At 72.3% G+C, this 23,285-nt stretch carries 19 protein-coding genes; 13 read left to right on the top strand and 6 right to left on the bottom strand.

The window, feature by feature from the left end:
• Positions 1–4 precede the first annotated feature (4 nt).
• From ACQEVC_RS08420 to pknB, 6 genes are all read left to right on the top strand, one after another.
• Positions 5–487 (top strand): FHA domain-containing protein FhaB/FipA, encoded by a 483-nt coding sequence (locus ACQEVC_RS08420; RefSeq protein WP_432874804.1) that lies wholly within the window; start codon positions 5–7, stop codon positions 485–487.
• Positions 484–1,902 (top strand): BofC C-terminal domain-containing protein, encoded by a 1,419-nt coding sequence (locus ACQEVC_RS08415; RefSeq protein WP_432874801.1) that lies wholly within the window; start codon positions 484–486, stop codon positions 1,900–1,902. The genes ACQEVC_RS08420 and ACQEVC_RS08415 overlap by 4 nt, the downstream gene beginning before the upstream one ends.
• 145 nt (positions 1,903–2,047) lie before the next feature.
• Positions 2,048–3,439, top strand: coding sequence for an FtsW/RodA/SpoVE family cell cycle protein (locus ACQEVC_RS08410; RefSeq protein ID WP_432891166.1), 1,392 nt, complete (start codon positions 2,048–2,050; stop codon positions 3,437–3,439).
• A complete protein-coding gene (locus tag ACQEVC_RS08405; protein WP_432874798.1) occupies positions 3,436–4,941 on the top strand; it encodes a peptidoglycan D,D-transpeptidase FtsI family protein in 1,506 nt (501 codons plus the stop codon). The genes ACQEVC_RS08410 and ACQEVC_RS08405 overlap by 4 nt, the downstream gene beginning before the upstream one ends.
• A 1-nt stretch (position 4,942) precedes the next feature.
• Entirely contained in the window at positions 4,943–6,316 is a 1,374-nt protein-coding gene (locus ACQEVC_RS08400; protein WP_432874795.1) for a protein kinase domain-containing protein, read from the top strand.
• A gap of 19 nt (positions 6,317–6,335) precedes the next feature.
• Positions 6,336–8,141 carry a Stk1 family PASTA domain-containing Ser/Thr kinase gene (pknB, locus tag ACQEVC_RS08395; RefSeq protein ID WP_432874791.1) on the top strand — a complete coding sequence of 602 codons (1,806 nt, stop codon included), beginning with the start codon at positions 6,336–6,338 and terminating at the stop codon, positions 8,139–8,141.
• A 262-nt stretch (positions 8,142–8,403) separates the two neighbouring features.
• On the opposite strand, the gene ACQEVC_RS08390 is transcribed toward pknB, so the two are convergent.
• The 4 genes from ACQEVC_RS08390 to ACQEVC_RS08375 are packed head-to-tail and all read right to left on the bottom strand — an operon-like array spanning position 8,404 to position 12,145.
• Positions 8,404–9,054, bottom strand: a complete 651-nt coding sequence (locus tag ACQEVC_RS08390) for an aminodeoxychorismate/anthranilate synthase component II (protein ID WP_432874788.1) — start codon at positions 9,052–9,054, stop codon at positions 8,404–8,406.
• 5 nt (positions 9,055–9,059) lie between these two features.
• Complete coding sequence (locus tag ACQEVC_RS08385; RefSeq protein ID WP_432874785.1) at positions 9,060–9,362, bottom strand: hypothetical protein; 303 nt, start codon at positions 9,360–9,362, stop codon at positions 9,060–9,062.
• A gap of 6 nt (positions 9,363–9,368) precedes the next feature.
• On the bottom strand, positions 9,369–11,339 hold the full coding sequence (locus ACQEVC_RS08380; RefSeq protein WP_432874782.1) for a class E sortase: 1,971 nt from the start codon (positions 11,337–11,339) through the stop codon (positions 9,369–9,371).
• Positions 11,336–12,145: a DUF881 domain-containing protein gene (locus ACQEVC_RS08375; RefSeq protein WP_432891164.1), complete on the bottom strand. Its 810-nt coding sequence runs from the start codon at positions 12,143–12,145 to the stop codon at positions 11,336–11,338. Before ACQEVC_RS08375 ends, ACQEVC_RS08380 begins: the two co-directional genes overlap by 4 nt.
• Positions 12,146–12,370: 225 nt before the next feature.
• Between ACQEVC_RS08375 and ACQEVC_RS08370 the strand changes: the two genes are divergently transcribed.
• From ACQEVC_RS08370 to ACQEVC_RS08355, 4 genes are all read left to right on the top strand, one after another.
• Entirely contained in the window at positions 12,371–12,634 is a 264-nt protein-coding gene (locus ACQEVC_RS08370) for a cell division protein CrgA (protein WP_101368904.1), read from the top strand.
• 276 nt (positions 12,635–12,910) lie between these two features.
• Entirely contained in the window at positions 12,911–15,112 is a 2,202-nt protein-coding gene (locus ACQEVC_RS08365; protein WP_432874779.1) for a (Fe-S)-binding protein, read from the top strand.
• A 66-nt stretch (positions 15,113–15,178) separates the two neighbouring features.
• Entirely contained in the window at positions 15,179–16,396 is a 1,218-nt protein-coding gene (locus ACQEVC_RS08360; RefSeq protein WP_432874776.1) for a sensor histidine kinase, read from the top strand.
• Positions 16,387–17,031: a response regulator gene (locus ACQEVC_RS08355; protein ID WP_432874774.1), complete on the top strand. Its 645-nt coding sequence runs from the start codon at positions 16,387–16,389 to the stop codon at positions 17,029–17,031. The genes ACQEVC_RS08360 and ACQEVC_RS08355 overlap by 10 nt, the downstream gene beginning before the upstream one ends.
• A 50-nt stretch (positions 17,032–17,081) precedes the next feature.
• Here ACQEVC_RS08355 and ACQEVC_RS08350 read toward each other — a convergent pair whose 3' ends face one another.
• Positions 17,082–17,750, bottom strand: coding sequence for a DedA family protein (locus ACQEVC_RS08350; protein ID WP_432874772.1), 669 nt, complete (start codon positions 17,748–17,750; stop codon positions 17,082–17,084).
• Positions 17,751–17,948: 198 nt separating this feature from the next.
• Here ACQEVC_RS08350 and ACQEVC_RS08345 point away from each other — a divergent pair, with 198 nt between their 5' ends.
• From ACQEVC_RS08345 to ACQEVC_RS08335, 3 genes are all read left to right on the top strand, one after another.
• The gene (locus tag ACQEVC_RS08345) at positions 17,949–18,674 is read left to right on the top strand and encodes a hypothetical protein (protein ID WP_432874769.1); all 726 of its coding nucleotides are present in this window, start codon (positions 17,949–17,951) and stop codon (positions 18,672–18,674) included.
• A 146-nt stretch (positions 18,675–18,820) separates the two neighbouring features.
• The gene (locus ACQEVC_RS08340) at positions 18,821–20,167 is read left to right on the top strand and encodes a hemolysin family protein (protein ID WP_432874766.1); all 1,347 of its coding nucleotides are present in this window, start codon (positions 18,821–18,823) and stop codon (positions 20,165–20,167) included.
• Entirely contained in the window at positions 20,164–21,219 is a 1,056-nt protein-coding gene (locus tag ACQEVC_RS08335; RefSeq protein WP_432874763.1) for a hemolysin family protein, read from the top strand. The genes ACQEVC_RS08340 and ACQEVC_RS08335 overlap by 4 nt, the downstream gene beginning before the upstream one ends.
• On the opposite strand, the gene ACQEVC_RS08330 is transcribed toward ACQEVC_RS08335, so the two are convergent.
• Positions 21,216–23,201 carry an N-acetylmuramoyl-L-alanine amidase gene (locus tag ACQEVC_RS08330; RefSeq protein WP_432874760.1) on the bottom strand — a complete coding sequence of 662 codons (1,986 nt, stop codon included), beginning with the start codon at positions 23,199–23,201 and terminating at the stop codon, positions 21,216–21,218. The two genes, ACQEVC_RS08335 and ACQEVC_RS08330, sit on opposite strands and share 4 nt — an antisense overlap.
• Between the last annotated feature and the right edge of the window lie 84 nt (positions 23,202–23,285).

Genomic DNA, 23,285 nt, shown 5'->3' with positions numbered 1-23,285 from the left:
CACCTTGCCCCCATTAGTTATCACCGTTGCCCGGATCGGCTTCATCGTCCTGCTGTGGATCTTCGTCTTCACGGTGGTCGGGGTGATCCGTCGGGACCTCTTCGCCGGCGCGAGGTCCAGTCGCCTCGTCGCCGCGCCGCGCGGGGTGGGGGCCGCGCTGGGGCAGAACAAGCCGGCGAAGGTCAAACGGGGCCGGGCGGCGCACCAGTTGGTCGTCACCGCGGGCCAACTCGCCGGTACGCGGATCACGCTCGGCGAAGCACAGATCACCATCGGCCGGGCGGAGGACTCCACGCTGGTGATCACCGACGACTACGCCTCGGCCCGGCACGCCCGGCTCGTGCCCCGATCCGGGCAGTGGTTCGTCGAAGATCTCGGCTCGACTAACGGGACCTACCTCGATCGCGCTAAGGTCACCGGACCTACCCCCGTCCCCCTCGGCGTGCCGATCCGGATCGGCCGCACTTCTCTCGAATTACGGCCATGACTCTGACCCTGCGTTACGCGGCGCACAGCGACCGCGGGCTGATCCGAGACGGCAACCAGGATTCCGTCTATGCCGGGCCACGGCTTCTCGCCGTGGCCGACGGCATGGGTGGGATGGCCGCCGGTGACGTCGCCAGCAACATCGTCATCGGTGCCATGGCCCCGCTCGACGAGGACGTCCCGGGTGACGCCCTTGTCGACGCGCTGCGTTCGGCCGTGGACACCGCCAACCAACAGTTGCGCGACACCGTGGACGCCAATCCGCATCTCGAGGGGATGGGCACCACGCTCACCGCTCTGCTCTTCTCGGGCAGCAAGATCGGCATGGTGCACATCGGTGACTCCCGTGCCTATCTGCTCCGCGACGACGAGTTCGCCCAGATCACCAAGGACGACACGTACGTCCAGATGCTGGTCGACGAGGGCCGGATCAGCCTGGAGGAGGCGAGCAGCCACCCGCAGCGGTCGCTGCTCACCCGGGCGCTGGACGGTCGCGACATCGACCCCGAATACTCCGTACGCCAGGTCCGCACCGGTGACCGCTACCTGATCTGCAGCGACGGGCTCTCCGGCGTGGTGAGCGCGGAGACCATCGCGGACACCATGCGCAACCTCAAGGACCCCCAGGCGTGCGTCGAGCGGCTGGTGCAGCTCGCCCTCCGGGGCGGCGGTCCGGACAACATCACCGTGATCATCGCGGACGCCAGCGACCAGGACATCCTGGAGGCGGCCCCGATAGTCGGCGGCGCGGCCTCCCGGGACCGGGGCATGGCGACCTCGGCCGACGACTCGACGCCGGCCGCCCGGGCCTCGGCGCTCTCCCCGCCGCGCCCGGCCAGCCCGGAGCCGGCCGAGCCCGAACCGGCCGGCGACGACGAGTCCGAGCGTCCGCGCCGGCATCCGCTGCGTACCGCCGTGATCGTGGTGGCGCTGCTCGGGGTGGTCGGCGCGGGACTCTGGTTCGGCTGGGACTACACCCAGCGGCAATATTATGTCGGTGCCACCGACGACGGTCAGCTCGCGGTCTTCCAGGGCGTTCCGGGCCGGATCGCCGGGCTCGACCTGTCGAACGTGCACGCGACCAGCCCGACGAAGCTGGACGACCTGACCGACGCCGCCCAGGAGCAGGTGAAGCAGGGCATCCAGGCACACGACGAGCCGGACGCGGAACGCCGGCTCGCCGAGCTGACCAACGAGGACCCGGGCAACCCCAACCTGAAGCCGCTCTGCCAGCCGAGCGCCACGCCCGGTCCGACCCCCACGCCGAGCGCCACCACGCCGACCCCGTCCGCGCCCACTCCTACCCCCGGCCAGACCGTGCGGGCGACCGCCACTCCGGCGGACACGCCCGACGCGCCACCGTCCGACCCGATCCCGCCGGTCACCGACCCCGCGGGATGCCGGTCGATCGAGTGAGCGTCAGCTCCGACGATCCGAGGGAACTCACGTGACCGCCCCGCCTGGATCGGCATCGACGCCCGCACCAACGGGCGAGCTGCCACGTGTCCGATTCGCCGCCAGGTCCAGGCGGAATGCCGAGTTGGCGCTGCTGTTGCTGGCCATGGTCGTGGTGGCGGCGTACGCGGCGACGGCCGAGGCGAACCTGCTCGACACGGTGACGTTCGACTTCTGGGTGCCGATCGCGTCGATCACCGCCGTCTTCCTGGCGATCCACGTGGTGATCCGGTTCCTGGCGCCGTACGCCGATCCGGTGCTGGTGCCGGCGGTCGCCCTGGTCAACGGTCTCGGCGTTGCCTTCCTGCGCCGACTGGACCTGGGCCGGACCACTCCGGAGGAGCGTGCCGACCTCACCATGTTCTCCGGCACCGGCGGGCGGCAGCTCGCCTGGACGCTGCTCTCGGTGGCGCTCGCCGCCGGGCTGCTGGTGCTGATCCGCGACCACCGGGCGATCTCCCGGTACGCCTACACCCTGGTCCTGGCCGGCATCGTGCTGGTGATCACCCCGGCGCTGCTGCCCGCCAAGTACTCGCAGGTGAACCCGCAGTCGGACGCCAAGCTGTGGATCAGCGTCGGCGGGTTCACGATCCAGCCGGGTGAGTTCGCCAAGCTGGCCCTGCTGGTCTTCTTCGCCTACTACCTGGTGCGCAAGCGCGAGGTGCTCTCGCTGGCCAGCCGGCGTTTCCTCGGTATCGACTTCCCGCGCGGCCGGGATCTCGGCCCGGTCATCGTGGTCTGGTTGATCAGCCTCGGGGTGCTGGTCTTCCAGAAGGACCTCGGCACCTCGCTGCTCTACTTCGGCATGTTCGTGGTCACCCTCTACATCGCCACGGAACGGGTCAGTTGGCTGATCATCGGCCTGCTGCTCTTCTTCGGCGGTGCCGTGCTCGCCTGGTATCTCGGCAGCACCGTCGGGGGCCCGTTCGCCAGCTTCTACACCCGGGTCGACATCTGGCTCGACCCGTACGGCGACCCGTACGGCACTGGGTGGCAGACCCTCCAGGGGCTGCTCGGGCTGGGTACCGGTGGGCTCTTCGGGACCGGCCCCGGCGCCGGGCAGCCGACGGAGATCCCCGAGGTGCACACGGACTTCGTCTTCGCCGGGTTGGGCGAGGAGATCGGGCTGTTCGGGCTCTCCGCGCTGCTGGTGGTCTACCTGCTGATCATCGAGCGGGGGCTGCGGGCCGCGCTGGCCGTCCGCGACTCGTTCGGCAAGCTGCTCGCCGGCGGCCTCTCCTTCACGGTCTGCCTCCAGCTCTTCGTGATCATCGGTGGGGTCAGCGGCCTCATTCCGCTCACCGGTCAGACCACGCCGTTCCTCTCCGCCGGTGGTTCGTCACTGATGGCGAACTGGCTGCTGGTCGCGGCCCTGCTCCGGATCTCCGACGCCGCGCGCCGGCCGGTCGACTCCGCTTCCCCGGCCCGGCCCAGCGGGACACCCGCCGGGCCGCCGGCCCAGTTGCATGGCGCCACAACGGAGGTGATCAGGCCATGAACGCACCGTTGCGCAAGGTCGGCGTCGTCGTGATGGTCCTGTTCGGCCTGCTCTTCGTCAACCTCAACTACGTACAGGCGTACAAGGCCGACGAATATCGCAACAGCGACTACAACGGCCGGGTCCAGGTCGCCGAGTACGAGCGCAAGCGCGGGATCATCGAGGCTGGCGGAACGCCCCTGGCGACCAGCAAGGAGACCAGCGGCAAACTCAAGTTCCTCCGCACCTACCCGAAGGGCGAGGTGTACGCGCACGCGCTCGGGTACAAGCCGGTCAACCTGGCCGACACCGGCATCGAGAAGAGCGAGAACGACTTCCTCGCCGGCACCAGCGACCAGCTCTTCGGCGACCGGGTGCGGGACCTCTTCACCGGCAACCAGACCGCCGGCGGGAACATCCTGCTCACCCTCTCCCCCCGGGCGCAGGAGACCGCCTACCGCGAGCTGGCCAACAACCGCAACGACGTGACCAAGGGCGCGGCGGTGGCGCTCGACCCCACCACCGGGGCGATCCAGGCGCTCGTCTCGATGCCGAGCTTCGACCCGAACCCGCTGGCCGACCACGACACCGAGAAGGCCCAGGCCGCGTACGACCAGCTCGACGCGGCCAAGGACGGCCCGCTGAAGAACCGGGCGCTCTCCGAGACCTTCCCGCCGGGCTCCACCTTCAAGGTCATCACCTCGGCCGCCGCCCTGGAGAACGGGTACGACCCCGGCCAGCGGATCCCGGCCGGTCCGAGCTACCTCGCGCCGACCGCCGGCCAGCCGATCCGTAACGCGGCGCCGAGCATCTGCCCCGAGTCCCAGGTGACGTTGACCCAGGCGTTGACCGAGTCCTGCAACACCGGGTTCGCCCAGCTCGGCGTCAAGCTCGGTGCCGACAGGCTCAAGGACGAGGCCCGCCAGTTCGGTTTCGAGGACGACGAGCTGGCCGTGGGCCGGCTCAACGGCTCGGGTCAGAAGGTGGCGGCCAGCCGTACCGGCGAGATGGCCACCCCGGACGGCAACGACGACCCGCCGCAGGTGGCCATGTCCTCGATCGGGCAGAACGACGTCCGGATGACCCCGTTGCAGGGCGCGCTGATCGCAGCGACGGTAGCCAACGACGGGCGGCAGATGCGGCCGTACCTGGTGCAGCAGCAGCTCGGCCCGGACCGCACCACCGACTACTACACCGCGGTCCCCAAGGAGCTGCGCGAGCCGGTCAGCGCCGACGTCGCCAAGCAGCTCCAGGACATGATGGTCAGCGTGGTGCAGAACGGCACCGGCGAGAACGCGAGGATCAACGGCTACCGGGTCGGCGGCAAGACCGGTACCGCCGAGACCGGTGGAAACAGCGACGACCACGGCTGGTTCATCGGGTTCGCGATCGACGACGCCGGCAAGCCGATCTCCGCGGTCTGTGTCTTCCTGGAGGCCGCCGGACCGGGCGGCAGTGCCGAGGCGGCGCGGATCAGCCAACTGATCATGCGGGCGGTCATCGCCGACCGGGGAGGCCGCTGAGATGCTGAAGCCCGGAGTGCTGCTCGGTAACCGGTACCGCCTCGACGAGCGGATCGCCGGCGGCGGCATGGGCGACGTGTGGCGGGGCACCGACGAGGTGCTCGGCCGCACGGTGGCGGTCAAGATCCTGCTGCCGGCGCTGCTGGACGAGCCGGGCTTCGCCGAGCGGTTCCGGGGTGAGGCCCGGACCATGGCCACCATCAACCACCCCGGGGTGGTGGACGTCTACGACTACGGCAGCGACCAGCAGATCGCCTTCCTCGTCATGGAGTACGTCGAGGGCGACGCGCTCTCCCGGACGCTGAGCCGGGTCGGCCGGCTCACCCCGGCCCGCACCATGGCACTGGTCGCGCAGGCCGCCGACGCGTTGCAGGCGGCGCACGACAAGGGCATCGTGCACCGGGACGTGAAGCCGGGCAACCTGCTGGTCCGGCCGAACGGCACGCTGGTGCTCACCGACTTCGGCATCGCCCGCTCGGCCCTGGTCGGCCAGCTCACCGCCGCCGGTTCGGTGCTCGGCACGGCGTCGTACATCTCGCCGGAGCAGGCGGCCGGCGAGGTCGCCACCGCGTGCTCCGACGTGTACGCGCTCGGCGTGGTCGCGTACCAGTGCCTCGCCGGCCGGCGGCCGTTCGAGGGCAACAGCGCGATCGAGATCGCCATGAAGCACGTCCGGGACGCTCCCCGGCAGCTTCCCGGCGACATCCCGCCGGCGATCCGGGCGATCGTCGAGCGGTCGATGGCGAAGGACCCGAAGGCCCGCTGGCAGAGCGCCGCCGAACTGGCGGCGGTGTCCCGGCAGGCCGCCGCCACCATCGGGATGGCCAACCAGCCCGGCCGGCCGGTCGCCTCGCTGCCGGTGCCCCCGCAGCGCCCCGCGCCGCCGCCACCCGCGCCCGCGATGCCGCCCCGGCCGACCTCGGTCCCGCCCGCGCCCCGGGTGCCGCCCGGCGCCGCGCGGGTGGCGCCGCTCGCGCCGCACTCGCCGGCCGTCGCGCCGGTGGCCCGCCCGCCCGCCGGCGCGACGCCGGTCGGACCTGCCGGGTACAACCGGGGTGCGGCCCCGGTGCCGCAGCCGGTCCGACCCCGGCCGGAGGCCGCATACTCGTATCCGGGGCGTCCGGCTTCACCGCCGCCGTCGCCCGGGAACCGCTCGTTGCTGATCGCGCTCTTCGTCGTGCTTGGCCTGTTGGTACTGATCTGCTCGGGCGTGATTGCCTTCAACTTGAGAGAAAACCAGAACCAGAACAGCAGCATGCCAGCGCCCCAGGCGGCGACAACGGAATTGCGGTCGGAAGCCGGACGCGACGCACCACCCGGTGCGCCGTACCGTCTGGTGCAGCGGACCGCGGGCCCCGACGGGGTGACCAGATGAGCGAAGGACGACAGACGAGATGACGGCGCAGGCCCGCCTGCTGGGTGGCAGGTACCAGGTCGGCGAGCTGCTCGGTTACGGCGGCATGGCCGAGGTGCACCGTGGGCGCGACCTCCGGCTCGGCCGCGACGTCGCGATCAAGATGCTTCGTACCGATCTGGCCCGTGACGACACCTTCCAGATGCGTTTCCGGCGGGAGGCGCAGAACGCCGCGTCGCTGAACCACCCGGCGATCGTCGCCGTCTACGACACCGGCGAGGAAATCGCGCCGACCGGCGAGACGCTGCCGTTCATCGTCATGGAGTTCGTCAACGGCCGGACGCTCAAGGAGGTACTCGCCGCCGAGGGTCGGCTGATGCCCCGGCGGGCCCTGGAGATCACCGCCGACGTCTGCGCGGCGCTGGAGTTCAGCCACCGGCACGGCATCATCCACCGGGACATCAAGCCCGGCAACGTGATGATGACCCAGACCGGCCAGGTCAAGGTGATGGACTTCGGCATCGCCCGGGCGCTGGCCAGCGGCGCCACCACGATGACGCAGACCAGCGCGGTGATCGGTACGGCTCAGTACCTCTCCCCCGAGCAGGCCCGGGGCGAGGCGGTGGACGCCCGGTCGGACGTCTACGCCGCCGGTTGTGTCCTGTTCGAGCTCCTCTGCGGCCATCCGCCGTTCGTGGGCGACAGCCCGGTCAGCGTCGCCTACCAGCACGTACGGGAAGATCCGCCGTCGCCGAGCGACCTGAACCCGGACGTCACCCCGCCGATCGACGCGATCGTGCTCAAGGCGCTGTCGAAGAACCCGCTCAACCGCTACCAGAGCGCGGCGGAGATGCGGGCCGACCTGCTCCGCGCGGCGGCCGGCCGGCCGGTGATGGCCACCCCGGTGCTGCGCGAGGACGAGACGATGGCGATGTCGCACACCGCCACCACTCGGCCGATCCAGACCGCCGGGGGTCGGCCGATGCCGCCGGCCCGGGTCGGCGACGCACGGCGCCGCAAGGCGTCCGCCTGGGTGATCGCGACGCTCAGCGGTCTCGGGGTGCTCGCGGTGATCGCCCTGGTCGCCGCCCTGATGCTCAACCAGGACGACCCCGGCACCACGAGCACCGCCGAGGTGCCGAACGTGGTCGGCAGCACCCGGGAGGCCGCCGAGAACACGCTCCGGCAGGCCAAGCTGACCCCCAAGCTCGGCGCGGCGGACACCAGTGACGACTGCGAGGTGGGGGAGGTCACCTCGCAGAGCCGGCCGCCGAACTCCACGGTCGACCAGGGCACCGAGGTCGAGATCCGGGTCTGTGCCGGCCCCGCCAACGTGACGATCCCGGCGAACCTGGTGGGCGGGCGGTTCGAGGCGGTCGAAGGCCAGCTCAAGGGCCTCGGACTGACCGTGCAGCGCAAGGACGTGAACAGCACCGAGCCGAAGGGCATCGTCACCAAGGTCGATCCTGAGGAGGGTGAGAAGGTCGCCCCGCGCAGCACCGTGACCGTCGAGGTCTCCCGGGGCAACGTCGTCGAGGTGCCTCGGGTCACCGGGCTCCAGGAGGACGAGGCCCGGGATCGGCTGAGGGAGGCCGGCTTCGAGGTGAGGGTCGTCGACGGCGACCCGGTGCCGCCCGCCGAGGCCGGCGAGGTGACCGGGCAGAACCCGCGGGGCGGGGAGAAGAAGGCGACCGGCACCACCGTGACGATCACCGTGAGCGTGCCGGAAGAGGACGACGAGCCGACCCCGCCCACCCCCACGCCCACGCCCACGGGCAACGGCGGCGGCGGTGGCGGACTGTTCCCACCGGTGAACCCGCCGGTGACCCGCCCGGAATCCCGCTGATCACAGCAGAGCGGACCGGCTGACCGCGTTACGCAGGCCGACCGCCCCAGACCGAATTGGTCCGGGGCGGTCGGCGGCGTCAGACCCGTGACGAACAGTGGCTGGGCGCCAAGACCGTGACAAAGGTCGCTGGGCGCCAAGACCGTGACGAACAGTGGCTGGGCGCCAAGACCGTGACGAAGGCGGCTGGGCGCCAAGACCGTGATGAACAGTGGCTGGGTGCCAAGACCGTGACGAAGTCGGTTGGGCCCGGACCGCGACGTCAGACCGTGACGAAGGCGGCCCGGCGCCGGGCGTCCACCTCGGCAGCCAGCGCGGGAGCCCGGTCCAGTGCGGCGGGCAGGCCGCAACCGGCGAGCCAGTTGGCCAGCATCAGGTGGCCGCCCTCGGTCAGCACCGACTCGGGGTGGAACTGCACGCCCTCGATCGGCAGGTCACGGTGCCGGATCGCCATCACCACACCCGACTCGGTCCAGCCGGTGACCTCGATCTCCGCCGGCAGGGTCTCCGACGGTACGGCGAGCGAGTGGTACCGGGTGGCGGTGAACGGGTCCGGCAGCCCGGCCAGTACGCCCACGTCCCGGTGCCGGACCTCGGACGTCTTGCCGTGCAGCAGTTCGGGTGCCCGCTCCACGGTCGCCCCGAAGGCGGCGCCGATGGCCTGGTGGCCGAGGCAGACGCCGAGGATCGGCAGCCTGCCGGCGTACTCGCGGATCACGTCGAGGCAGACGCCGGCCCGGTCCGGGGTACCTGGACCGGGGGAGAGCAGCACCCCGGCCACGTCGAGCCGGCCCACCTCGGCGAGGTCGATCTCGTCGTTGCGGCGTACCTCGCAGTCAGCGCCGAGCTGGCCCAGATATTGCACGAGGTTGAAGACGAACGAGTCGTAGTTGTCGATCACGAGGACGCGCATCGGGCCTACCTGCTCGGGCTCGGGGGCGGGGTGTTGTTCCGGGTGGTGTCGTACGGCAACTCGTGCCCGTCGCCGGACGGCTCACCGTCGACCCCCGGATCCTCGCCGTCCACCCCCGGCTCGCCGGCCGGCTCACCGGGAACTCCGTTGTCCTGGGTCACCTGGACGTCGTCGAACGGCAGCAGCGGTTCGGCCCACGGAAAGACGATGTACCAGAGCAGCGCGAGCAGGCCCGCGGTGATCAGCAGCGAGCCGATCAGCTTGCCCGGAACTCCGAACGGCAGCTTGCGCCAGATCCACGCGTACATCGTCGGTCAGCCGTCCAACTCCGGTGGCCGCGGCGAGCCGACCGCCTTCAGCTCGGTACGGATCAGCTCGGCGTGCACGATCAACCGCTGGTAGTTGTCGAACTTCGGGTTGCAGGTGGTCAGGGTCAACATCGCCTTCGTCGCCTTCGCACCCGGCTTGCCGGGGACCGGGGCGACCACCTCGACCTGGGACGGCCGGACGATCCGGGTCTGTGACACGTGGTAGACGAACCAGGCGTCCTTGGACTCCACCACGATCGCGTCGCCGTCGTCGAGTTCGTCCAGCCGCCAGAAGGTGGCCCGGTTCCGGTGACCGGCAACCGAGAAGTTGCCGACCTGGCCGGGCAGGGCGCTGGTCGGGTAGTGGCCGGGGGCGTACCGGATGTCCTTCTGGGTGACGCCCTCGACGACCACCCAGTGCTTGTCCAGTTTCGGGATGTAGAGGCCGGCGATCGGCTTGCCCGGCACCGGCTTGATCGGTTTCGGGGTACCGGTGGGGGTCGGGCCGACCGTCGGGTCGGGCTCGTCCCACTGCTGGGCCAACTGCTGGCCCAGATCGTCCTGGTGCGCGTTGACGATGGTTGACTTGCCCCAGACCTCGTACGCCGCGAAGAGCAGGACGACCAGGCCGAAGGTGATCAGCACCTCGCCGGTGGCCCGGATGCCGGTGCGGATCCGGGAGCCGATCGACGGCCGGGTCAGCTCGGAGTAGACGCTCTTGTAGCCCTCGCCGGTCTGCTCCGGCCGGAGCCGGACAACCCGCTCGCCACGCCGGGGACGCTGGTCGGCGTCCACCCCGCCGTCCCCGCCGTCCCCGCCGTCCGCGCCGTCGCCGGCCGCCGGACGGGGTGGGATCGCGCCGATCAGTGCGGTGGACTCGATGTCCGCCTGACGGGGCGTGGCCGCGGGCCGGACCTGCGGCAGGGCGGTGGTGGCGCCGTCGGCTCCGGAGCCGCGGTGTGGCGTCGGCGGGATCGGCGCGGTGGTCTCCGGGTCCGGCGGTGGCGCGACGGTCGGGATGAGCGTCGTCGGGCTGTCGGTGCGACCCGTCCCGGGGACCTGTCCGGTCGCACCGATCCCCTCGGCGCGACCGGTCCCGGGGACGCGACCGGTTCCGTGCACCTGGCCGGTCCCGTCGGGTTGCGCGGGTGCGCCGAGCCGGTCGGGTTGCGCGGGTGCGCCGAGCCGGTCGGGTTGCGCGGGTGCGCCGAGCCGGTCGGGCGTACCGCCGGGGGTCGGTCGGGCGGCGGCAGCGGAAGCCGTCGGCGGTGCCCAGGGGTCCGGGGCGGCCGGCGCGGCGGCCCGGCGGCCGACGTCGACACCGGGGGACGGCTCCCAATGGTCGGGGTCGGCGGCCGGGGACGGTTCCCAGGCGCCCGGTCGGACCGCCGATGGCGGCTCCCGACGGTCGGGGACGGTGCTCGGTCCCGGCGGCCAGCGCTCGGGATCGGATGTCGGGTCCCGCCGGCTGGCGTGCGGCGCCGATTCCCGGCGGTCGGCCGGCGGCCGGGCGACCCGGAACTCGGGCTCGACCGGCGAGTACGGCTGCGGGCGGTAGCTCTCGACCGGACCCCGGCGCTCGCCCGGGTGGCCGTGCTCTCCCGGACGCGGCTCCGGCGGACCGGACGGGCCGTGCCCGACCGGATCGGCGCTCGGATAGCGGCCGGAGTCGCCGGCGGGCGGCCCGATGGTGCCGTGCGCGGGCAGGTCCATGGTGTCGTGCGCGGCCGGCGCGGCCGGCGGGGGCGGCTCGGGCGCGCGGGGCGCCCGGCCCGGCGGCGGTGCCACGACGTGGTCGACGGTGATCCGCAAACGGCGGCCGCCCGGCTCCGGGCGGGCGGGACGTGCTGCCCGGTCGGTCTCCGGCGGCTCGTCGGCCTCCGGCAGCCGGGGAATGTACATGGTCGGGTCGTCGCCGTCGGGCGCGCGGTGCCGACCGTTGCGGGCGGAGTTCGGGTCGCCGGTCACCGGGCTCACCCCGGAACCTTGGCCGACCGGAGTCCGCCGGGACCGTCGTACGCGGGAACCGTCACGCTGGGCTCCACTGCCTCGTGGTATCCGAGGTGGTAATGGGTGACCGCGTCCTTGAACAACCGGACCCCCTCGGACGCGGCGAGTGCTCGCTGTAGTACGGCGGGATCGCCGATGGCGGTGATTCGGAACGGTGGTGAGTACACCCGGCCGTGCAGGAGCAGGGTGTTCCCCACGCAGCGTACCGCGCTGGTGGAGAGGACACGGACACCCATGATGGTCATGGCCTCGGCACCTCCGGCCCAGAGCGCGTTGACCACGGCCTGCACGTCGCCCTGGTGGACCACGAGATCGTCGTTGCGGGCGTCGGTCGGCAGCTTGCTGTCGCTCTGCTGCGGCGCGTCGTCGAGTTCGACGGAGATCCCCGGGCCGGTCAGCGCGGTGAACCCGGCCGCTTCCCGGCTGCCCGTGGCCCGGTCCCGCTGGGCCGCCACCCGACCGTCGGAGCCGCCGAGCGCCTCGGTCTGGCTCTCCACCTGGTCGCGAAGCGCGGCGGCCCGCTCCTGGCCCGAGGCCACCTGCTCGCGCCGGTCCTCGATGAGCTGGGCGAGCTCCGGGCGACGGTCCTCGCGCAGCGAGGTGCCGCCGGCGGTGGTGGCCGTGGTGGTGAAGAGCAGCCCGGCGGCGAGCGCGATCAGGGGTACGCCGACCGACCACCCGGGGCGGCGCTCGGCCGACCGCCGGGGCAGCAGCCCCACGGCGGCGCGGCGGAGCACCTTCCGCCAGGACGCGACGCCGGAGGTGTACTCCATCGGGCCCTTCCCCCTCACGATCATGCCAATATGCTAATTATGTCCTAATCGCGGGAATTACCGAGGCGATCCGGGCGTTCAACCGTCCGTACCCAGATGCCCGGGTCCGTGGCCTGAACGGGTTCTCGCGACTACGCTAGCTGTCGAACATTATTGGCCATGGACCGTCGCCCTTGCGTCCGGTTGTCAGGCCGGACGAGGATCACAACCCCTCAGGAGAGCGCCGTGCCCAAGTCTCAGGTACGTAAGAAGAAGGTGTACACGCCGCCGACGGACGTCCGTCCCACGTCCACCGCGGCGACCCGTAAGCCTAGCCCGGTCTGGTTGCCGGCCACGGCGGTCGGCTTGATCGTCTTCGGCATCGGCTGGCTGGTGGTCTTCTACCTGTCCGACATGGAATACCCCGTCGCCACCTGGCGGTACTGGAACCTCGCCATCGGCTTCGGCGCGATGGTCGGTTCGCTCGGGCTGCTCTCCCGCTGGCGCTGACCCCGGCCCGGGTTTCCCGCTCCGACGGTCCCGGCCTGTCGTCGATCGCCCGTCGAGCCGGGTGGCCGGTACCGACCGGGCCGCCCGACGGCCCCACCCGGGTCGGCGCGTGCCTCGCACCGTCCAGCTCGGCTGTGATGACCGTCGTTGCGAGGATAGTCACGTTACCAACCAGTAACCTCGCCGCGTAGGCTGCGTACATCGCCGCCGCCGGCCAACGGACCGCCGGCCGGGCGGCGGACGAGGGCAGGCAGCAGGACGGGGAGGCCAACAGGCATGGGCAGCGTCCAGATCGTCACCACGATCCTCGCCGCCGGCATCACCGCGGTCGCGGTGTGGCTGGCGACGCGCGCGGTGCTGCGGATGACCGCGGTGATCCGGCTCGGCCAGCCCGACCCGGGGCGGTTCGCCGACCGGGGCGTCCGGGCCCGGAACATGCTGGTCGAAACGCTCGGCCACACCCGGATGCTGCGCTGGAGCGTGGTGGGCGCCGCGCACTGGTTCGTGATGGTCGCCTTCGTCATCCTCTCGCTGCTGGTGCTGGAGGCGTACTTCGAGGTGGTCACCCCGACCGGCGGACTGCCGCTGGTCGGGCACTGGGTGGGCTACGGCCTGGTCACCGAACTGATCGGGATCCTCGGGGTGGTCGGGATCCTGGTGCTGATCGGCATCCGGCTGCGTAACCGCCCGGGCAACCCGGCCCGCCGGTCCCGGTTCACCGGCTCCACCATGTGGCAGGGCTACTTCGTCGAGGCCGTGGTGCTGGCCGTACTGGTCTGCGGGTTCCTGATCCGGGGCTTCAAGGTCGCCACCGACCACTTCGAGTTCCCGGCCTGGGCCACCCCGCTCAGCCACGCGGTCGGCGCGCTGCTGCCGGCCTGGGACGCGGGCACCAGCGTCACCGCCCTGGTCAAGATCGCGATCTCGATGACCTGGGTCATCGTCATCTCGCTGAACGTGACCATGGGTGTCGCCTGGCACCGGTTCGCCGCGTTCCCCAACATCTTCTTCAAGCGCGACCCCGGCCGGGCCGACTCCGGGCTCGGCGCGCTGCGCCCGATGACCAGCAACGGCAAGCCGCTCGACTTCGAGGAGGCCGACCCGGAGAAAGACCAGTTCGGGGTGGCCCAGGTCGAGCAGTTCACCTGGAAGGGACTGCTGGACTTCACCACCTGCACGGAGTGCGGGCGGTGCCAGTCGCAGTGCCCGGCCTGGAACACCGGCAAACCGCTCTCGCCGAAGCTGCTGGTGCTGTCGCTGCGCGACCACGCGTACGCGAAGGCGCCGTACCTGCTGGCCGGCGGCGGCAAGGACCTGACCGGTGAGGAGAAGGCGACCGAGGCCCAGTTGGCGCACGTCGACGTGCTGGCGCTGGCCGAGGCGAACCGGCCGCTGATCGGTGGCGCCGAGGAACTCGGGGTGATCGACCCGGACGTGCTCTGGTCCTGCACCACCTGCGGGGCCTGCGTCGAGCAGTGCCCGGTCGACATCGAACACGTCGACCACATCGTGGACATGCGCCGCTACCAGGTGCTGATCGAGTCGAGCTTCCCGTCCGAGGCCGGCGTGATGCTGCGCAACCTGGAGAACAAGGGCAACCCGTGGGGAGCCCCGCCGAACACCCGGGAAGACTGGACCAAGGGGCTCGACTTCGAGGTGCCCCGGGTCGGCGAGGTCGAGGACTTCGAATACCTCTTCTGGGTCGGCTGCGCCGGAGCCTTCGAGGACCGGGCCAAGAAGACCACCCGGGCGGTGGCCGCCCTGCTGCACGAGGCCGGGGTGAACTTCGCCATCCTCGGCGAGGGCGAGACCTGCTCCGGCGACCCGGCCCGGCGGATCGGCAACGAGTTCGTCTTCCAGATGCTCGCCCAGCAGAACGTGGAGACCCTCAACGAGGCGTTCGGCGACCGCGAGCCGGCGAAGCGCAAGATCGTCGCCACCTGCCCGCACTGCTTCAACACCCTCGGCAACGAGTACGGCGAACTCGGCGGCCAGTTCGAGGTCGTGCACCACACCCAGCTGCTGGCCCACCTGGTCGCCGAGGGCCGGCTCACCCCGGTCCAGCCGGTGGACGGCGGGCTGACCTATCACGACCCGTGCTATCTGGGCCGGCACAACCGGGTCTTCGCCCCGCCGCGCGAGGTGCTCGGCGCGGCCGCGGCCGACGGGATCACCGAGATGCCGCGCAACCAGGAGCGCTCCTTCTGCTGCGGCGCCGGCGGCGCCCGGATGTGGATGGAGGAGCGGATCGGCAAGCGGATCAACGTCGACCGGGTCGAGGAGGCGATGTCGACCGGGGCGAAGACGGTCGCGGTCGGTTGCCCGTTCTGCTCGACGATGCTGAACGACGGCGTCAACGGCAAGGAGGCCGGCGACCAGGTCGAGGTGGTCGACGTCGCCACCGTGCTGCTCCGCTCGGTCAAACCGGCCGCCCCGGCCGCCCCCGCCGACCCGGAACCGGCCGGCGCCGCCGGCTGAGCGCACCGGGCCGGGCGGGCTCCCCAGCCCGGTATCTGGGGAAAACCACACCGGTAGCCTCCAGAGGTGTCAGCAGGGCCGGAGAACGTGACCGAGGACGCCGTACCGGCGCCCCGGCGGGACGCCGGCCGCACCCTGCCCGTCCTGCTCCGCCGGTCGCTGCGGCTCGGCGCAGGACTGCTGATCGGCGCGGTGACCGCGACGGTGGAGCTGACGTACCTGCTCGGGCTCGGGTCGATCCTGCTGGTGCTCTGGGTACGGGCCGAGTCCCGCCGGACGGCGGCGGAGCGGATCGTCGAGCGGATCGAGACCGGCGCCCGCCAGTTGGCCGAGGTCGAACGGTGGCGGCTGGCGACGTTCCTGGACAGCGAGAACGCGGCCGACTACACCGGTCGCCGGGCCGTACGCTATCTCGCCGTGCGCTGGGCGGTCGGCATGCTCGGCGGCTCCGTACTGCTGCTCTTCGGCTGGGGTGTGCTCTCCGGCGGGGTCTGGATCTGGGAGGCGGTACACGGCGAGAGCACCCTGCTGACCTTCCTGGCGCAGCTCGTACTCGGACTGGTCGGCCTCTTCCTGGTGGTGCAGGGCGCGACCGGCGTGGTCGCGCTCGACCGTCGGGTGGCCCGGCGGTTCCTCGGGCCGAGCGGCCGGGAGGTGCTCGAACGCCGGATCACCGAGTTGGCCACCAGCCGGGCCGGGGTGGTGGCGGCGGTCGACGCGGAGCGGCGGCGGATCGAGCGGGACCTGCACGACGGCGTACAGCAGCGGCTGGTCGCGCTCGGCATGCTGGTCGGCCGGGCCCGCCGGACCACCGACCCGGCCAAGGCGGCGGAACTGCTGCGCCAGGCGCACGAGGAGTCGGGCCGGGTCCTCGACGACCTCCGCGAGGTGGCCTGGCGGGTCTATCCGACCGCGTTGGACAACCTGGGGCTGGCCGACGCGCTGGCCCGGGTCGCCGAGCACGCCGGGCTGCCGGTCCGGATCGACCACCGGCTGACCGCGCGGCCGGCGCGGGCGGTCGAGACGGCCGCGTACTTCGTGGTCTCGGAGGCGGTGACGAACGCCGCCAAGCACGCCGGGGCCAGCCGGGTCGACGTCGAGGTCGTAGTCCGGGACGGCCGGCTGGTCGTGACGGTCGTCGACGACGGCGTCGGCGGTGCCGACCCGGCCGGCGTCGGGCTTTCCGGGCTGGCCCGCCGGGTCGCCGCCCTGGACGGCCGCTTCCGGGTGCAGAGCCCGACCGGCGGCCCCACCACCGTCGTCGCGGAGCTGCCATGCGAGTGATGTTGGCCGAGGACTCGATCCTGCTCCGGGAGGGGCTGGTCCGGCTGCTGGCCGAGGAAGGGCACCAGGTAACCGCCGCCGTCGGCGACGCGGACGCGCTGGTCGCGGCCATCGCGGCGGACCCACCCGACGCGGTGGTGGTCGACGTGCGGATGCCGCCGACCCACACCGACGAGGGGTTGCGCGCCGCGCTGGAGATCCGCCGCCGCTGGCCCGCCGTCGGGGTCCTGGTGCTCTCCCAGTACGTCGAGAAGCGTTACGCCGTCGAGCTGCTGACCAGCCAGAGCGGCGGGGTCGGATACCTGCTGAAGGACCGGGTGGCCCAGGTCGGCGAGTTCCTCGACGCGCTGACCCGGGTGGGTGACGGCGGCGCCGCCTTCGATCCGGAGGTGGTACGCCAACTGCTGGCCCGGACCAGTCACACCGACCCGCTGAGCCGGTTGACGGTACGGGAGCGGGCGGTGCTCGACCACATGGCGCAGGGGCACACCAACGCCACGATCGCGGCGCAGCTACACGTCTCGCAGAGCGCGGTCGAGAAGCACGTGAACGCCATCTTCGACAAGCTCGACCTCGCGCACGTCACCGGGTACAGCCGGCGGGTGCTCGCGGTACTCCGCTATCTGGGTGGCTGACCGGGGCCGGACCGGGCCGCCGCCGGGGACGGCCCGGGACCGGCGACGGGTCACATCCGGTGGCGGCTGCGCGGACGGTTGCGCCGGGCCAGCCGGGAGAGCACGAACCAGCCGACCGCGATCACCACCAGCACGATCACCACCTTCTGGAACAGGCTGGCGTACTCCTCGACCCGGTGCCAGTTCTCGCCGAGCAGGTAGCCGGCCAGCACGAAGACGGTGTTCCAGATCAGGCTGCCGAGGGCGGTGCAGAGCAGGAAGGTCCCCAGCCGCATCCGTTCGATGCCGGCCGGGATGGAGATCAGGCTGCGGAAGATCGGGATCATCCGGCCGAGGAAGACCGTCTTGACTCCGTGCCGGACGAACCACGCCTCGGTGCGGTCCACGTCGGCGAGCTTGACCAGCGGCAGCCGGGCGGCGATCGCCCGGGTACGCTCCCGGCCGAGCAGCGCCCCGACGTAGTAGAGCGCCAGCGCGCCGACCACCGAACCGAGGGTGGTCCAGAAGATCGCCGACCAGAGGCTCATCTCGCCCCGGCTGGCGGCGAAGCCGGCGAGCGGCAGAATGATCTCGCTGGGCAGCGGCGGGAAGAGATTCTCCAGCGCCACCGCCAGGCCCGCTCCGGGGGCACCGAGCGTGTCCATCAGGTCGGTCGCCCACTCGGCGATCCCGCTCAGCGGGGTGGGTTCGGCGGCCAGCGGAGCCGTATCATCGATCATGAATTCGACGCTAGCCGGTGCCACCTGTCCAAACCCTGTGGAGGGGCGCCCGATCGCCTGCCGGTCACCACAGTCACGCACTGCGGTGAACCACACACGGCGCTCGTTCGTACCTGTCGATGCCGGACCGCCGTCGGCGGTCCCGAACCAGGCGATGGTGGGCCGACGGCCCCAGGACCGCGAGGAGGCGGGCGCCGCGTGGCGGAAAGCGCACCACACCGGATGGCAGCGGAGTCGAGCGGACGGCACCGGAAGGCCGGGCCGGTCGACCGGCGCGACCGGTCGGGACGCCGGCTCCGGGTGATCTCCACGGTGGGGCTCGGGGTCGGGCTGCTGCTCCTGGCCGTCCCGTTCGGCGCGGAGACGCTCCGGACGATGGGCTGGGGTGGCGGCACCGAGCCGGGGGGCGGCGTACCGGCGGCGGTGGCCAGCCCGCCGGCACCGGAGTCGACACCGCCGGCGTACCCGACCCCGGACGACGTCCTGCCGACCAGTACGCCCGCGACGACCCCGACGGCGTCCCCGAGCCCGACGTCCCGGGCCACCGGCGCTCCCGCGCCGACCCCACCGGCACCGTCGAGCTCGTCGCGGCCACCACTCCAGGGCGCGGCGGCACCGACGCCACCCGCGACCACCAGCCCGCCGCCGCCGGCCGCCCCGCCGCCGCCCCCGCAGCCCGTAGTGCTCGGCCCGGACGGCCGGGACGAACTGGCCCGGATGATGGATCGCTACTGCGACGAGCATGTCGGCGGGGTGAGCTGGGCGGACACCCGTGACGACGGCGGCTGGGAGTGCGAGCGGCTGCTGCTCCCCTCCCGCACCGTCGACATCGACCGGGCCTGCCGGGACACCTACGGCGACGGCGCGTTCGCGGAGAACCCGGAGGGCCGGGACCCGTTCGGCTGGCGCTGTCTGCGGCGCTGAGCCACCCCGGGGCACGCCGCCCCGCGCACCGTGGCCACCGGGCAGCCGACGCCTGGTCGTGCCGGTACTGTGCTCGATAATCGCGGGCCGGACGCAACCACGGTCGAGGTGAACGGATCATCGACGCCCTACTCCTCACCACCCTGTTGCCGCTGGTCGGCTTCGTCCTGTTGACCGGCGGCAACGCCTTCTTCGTCGCGGCCGAGTTCGCCCTGGTCACCGTCGACCGGGCGGCACTCGACCGGCGGGTGGCCGGCGGTGACCGGCGGGCCGGCACGGTCCGCAAGGCGCTGCGGGAACTCTCCTTCCAGCTCTCCGGCGCGCAGCTCGGCATCACCATCACCGCGCTGCTCACCGGCTATCTCGCCGAGCCGGCACTGGCGAAGCTCTTCACACCGCTGCTGCGCCCGGTCGCCGGGGACGCCACCGGGCGGGTCACCCCGCTGCTCGCGCTGGCCCTGGCGACGCTGCTGTCGATGCTCTTCGGCGAGCTGGTGCCGAAGAACGCCGCGCTGGCCCGGCCGATGCCGGCCGCGCTGGCCACCGCCGGGCCGATGCGGACGTTCTCCCGGATCTTCGGCTGGCTGATCCGGGGCCTGAACAACTCGGCGAACTGGCTGGTCCGCCGGCTCGGCGTCGAACCGCAGGAGGAGCTGGCCAGCGCCCGCTCCCCCGAGGAACTCGGCCTGCTGGCGGCGATCTCCGCGCGGGCCGGAGCGCTGCCCCGGGAGACCGCGATGCTGCTGCAACGGACGATCCGGTTCGGCGACAAGCGGGCCGCCGAGGCGATGACGCCCCGGGTCGACGTGGTCGCGCTGCGGGCCACCGCCTCCGTCGCCGAGCTGCTGGCGCTGGCCCAGCAGACCGGCCGGACCCGCTTCCCGGTCTACGAGGAGACCGTCGACCTGGTCACCGGAGTGGCCGGGGTCGTCGACGCGCTGGGCGTACCACCCCACCGTCGGGCCCGCACCCCGGTGGCCGCGGTGGCCCGCGAACCGGTGTACGTGCCGGAGAGCCTGGACCTGGACGGCGTACTCGCGGCGCTCCGCTCGGCCGGCGCGGACCTGGCGATCGTGGTCGACGAGTACGGCGGCACCGACGGGGTGGTGACCGTCGAGGACCTGGTCGAGGAGCTGGTCGGGGAGATCGCCGACGAGTTCGACCCGGTCGCCGAGGAGTTCACCCCGGGCGCGGCCGAGTCCACCCCGGACGCCGCCGAGTCCAGCCCGGTCGAGTTGACGGTGCCGGGCGGGGAACGCACCGTGCTGGTCGACGGGGTGCTGCGCGAGGACGAGCTGGTCGAGCAGGTCGGCTTCCGGCTGCCCGAGGGCCCGTACGAGACGCTGGCCGGGTTTCTGCTGGCCCGGCTTGGCCACATCCCGGTGGCCGGTGAGACCGTCGAGGAGCAGGGCTTCGAGTTCACCGTGGTCGAGGTGGTCCGGCACCGGATCGAGCAGGTCCGGGTGGTCCGGCCCGAGGAGGCCACCGGGTGAACCTGCTGATCACCCTCGGGCTGCTGCTCGGCAACGCCTTCTTCGTGGGCAGCGAGTTCGCGCTGATCGCGTCCCGGCGTACCGTGATCGAGCCGCTGGCGGCCGGGTCGCAGCGGGCCCGGTGGGCGCTGTCGGCGATGAACCAGATCCCGCTGATGATCGCGGGCGCCCAGCTCGGCATCACCATCTGCTCGCTCGGGCTCGGCGCCATCGCCGAGCCGGCCCTGGCGCACCTGCTGGAGGAGCCGTTCCACGGCCTCGGGCTGCCGGACCGCGCGGTACATCCGATCGCCTTCGTGATCGCGCTCGGCGTGGTGGTCTTCCTGCACACCGTGATCGGCGAGATGGTGCCGAAGAACATCACGTTGGCCGGGCCGGAGCCGTCCGCGCTCTGGCTCGGGCCGGCGATGCTGGCGTTCTGCGTGGCGACCAAGCCGCTGCTGCTGGCGATGAAGTGGACGTCGGCGCGGATCCTGCGGCTGTGGCGGATCGAGGCGGCCGACGCGGTGAAGACGGTCTTCACCGCCGAGGAGTTGGCCGGGCTGGTCTCGCAGGCGCGGACAGAGGGGTTGCTCGGCTCGGAGGAGCATGCTCGGATCACCGGCGCGCTGGCGCTGAACCGGCGTACCGCCGCAGACGCGCTGCGGCCCTGGGCCACGGTCACCACCGTGGCCGAGGACGTCTCGCCGGCCTCCCTGGAGGTGCTGGCGACCCGCACCGGCCGGTCCCGGTTCCCGGTGGTGCAGCGGGCCACCCGCCGGGTGCTGGGCTTCGTGCACGTCAAGGACGTCCTCGGGTACTCCGGTGCCGCCCGCCGGGCGCCGGTCCCGACGGAGCTGCTCCGGCCGCTGGCCGTGGTGCCGCCGGACCGGAGCCTGGCCGACCTGCTGCTGTCGATGCGCCGGGAGCGCCGGCACATGGTGCTGGTCAGCGACGGGCGGGTGCCGATGGGGGTGGTCACCCTGGACGACGTGCTCACCGCCGTCGTCGGAACGGCCACGGACCCCACCGGCACCGGTGCGCAACCCGCGCCGGCTGCCGGCCAGGTCTAGTGCGGCGCGCCGATCGGCGACGGCAGCAGTTGTACGTCGTCGGCGTTGACGAACATGATCCGGTGACCGAACTGGATCTGGACGTACCTCAGGTCGCCCCGGATCACCGTCCAGTCACCGGGCGACGAGCCGTCGAAGGTGGTGGCCCGGTAGTACTCGCTGGGCAGTACGTTGCCGACGGCGTACCGCTGCCCGGCGGCGAGGGTGTACTGCAACGGCGTGACCGCCTGCACCGGCACGCCGGCCGGATAGGCGTCCGGCTCCGGGTACGCCCTGCCGTACACCGGGATCGTCGCCCGGCCCGGCTTCGGCGTCGCGACCAGCCCGAGCGCCCACTTCGCGGCCGGGTTGCTCCTCGGGTTGTGGAACCACGCCTTCTGCCCGAGATACCAGATCGCCGTCCAGTCGCCCTGCCGGCCGGCGAGCGCGTACGTCTGCCCGGCCGAGGCCCGGGCACCGTGGTCGGAGATGTGCATGGTGTTCGGGGTGCCGTCCGGCCGCAGCGCGATGTCGTTCACCAGTGGCGCGTCGGCGGCCGGCGCGGTACGCAGGATCACCGACGACGACCCCCGGGCCGGGCACGGCACCCCGGCGGTCTCGCAGCCGGTGAAGGCCGGCCGGTTGGTGGCGAAGTCCGGGTCGATGGTGACCAGGCCGGCGGCCGGTAGGCCGATGCCCCGGAACGGCGCCTTGAGCAGGTCGAAGTAGTGCGACCAGTCCCAGTACGGGCCCGGGTCCCAGTGCATGCCGCGCACGTTCGCCGGCAGGATGCCGGGGACGTTGTCGTGCCCGATCACGTGGTCGCGGTCGAGCGGGATGTCGTACCGGTCGGCGAGGTAGCGGACGAGTTTGGCCGAGGTCCGGTACATCGCCTCGGTGTACCAGGTGCCCTGGGCGGCGAAGCCCTCGTGTTCGAGGCCGATCGCCTTGGCGTTGACGTACCAGTTGCCGGCGTGCCAGGCCACGTCCTTGCCCTTTACGTGCTGCGCGATGTGCCCGTCCGCCGAGCGGAGCGTGTACTGCCAGCTCACGTAGGTGGGGTCCTGCACCAGCCGCAGCGTGGTGTCGTAGCTGCCCTCGGTGTCGTGGATGACGATGTACTCGATCTTCTGCCGGCCCGGCCGGTCGGAGAGGTCGTGGTTGCCGTAGTCGCCGTCCCCGAACGCCTGGTAGGGGGCCGGGATCCACTCGCAGGAGATGTCGCGCGGGCACTCCAGCCCGTCCGGACGGGGCGTGCCGGGCAGGCCGAGTCGGTCCAGCCAGGAGCGCTGCGGGACCATCCCCGGCCTCCCGGGCAGGGTGATCCGGTGGCCGTCGTCCGTGGTCCGGCTGGCGCCCTCGGCGAGGGTCCGGTAGACCTCGTCGGCGAAGGCCGCCGCGGCGTCCGCGCGGTCGCTGCCGGCGTACCGGGCCACCGCGCCGTACCAGGTCGCCGGGTCGCTGGCCGGGCCCGTCGGCGCGGCCAGCGCCTGCTGGTACGACGCCAGCAGCGCCGCCCCGCCCCGGATGTTCGCCGCCGGTTCGGCGCGGAGCAGGTGTTCGTCGACCCCGGTCAACGCGGCGGCGGCGTCCAGGGTCTGCCCGCCGGGCGGTGTGTCGCCGGTCCGGTCGACGTGCGGGCCGGCGGGTCCGGTCGCCGGTCGGGCGGGCCGGGCCGGGTCACCGCGCCGGTCCTCGCCGTGCTCCGGGTGTTCCGGCTCGGCGGCCAGCCCGGCGACGTCGGTCAGGTGCATCGGGCCGTACCCGCCGCTGGTGCTCGGCGTGCCGGCGTTCGTGTCCCAGCGAGATTCCAGATAGGAGACGCCGAGCAGCACACTCTCGGGTACGCCGAACTCGGCCGCCGCGGCGGCGTACTCCTGTTGCCGGGTTTCGGGGAGTGCGACGGTGGCTGGCGCGGGGCTGGCCGGCAGCAGCGCGGCGGCGCCGACGACCGCGGCCCCGATCGCGATTCTCCTGCTCAGCGGGTGTGTGGTGGGAAGCATCGAACCTCCATGAGCCGGGGGTGGGCCTGAAGATCACCCTCCACCCGGGACCGGTGTCCGTCAATACCTGCCGGCGAAGCTCGT

This window comes from Plantactinospora sp. CA-294935, from assembly GCF_050936445.1.
Taxonomy (GTDB): domain Bacteria; phylum Actinomycetota; class Actinomycetes; order Mycobacteriales; family Micromonosporaceae; genus Plantactinospora.
This window is presented reverse-complemented; position numbering and strand designations above follow the sequence as displayed.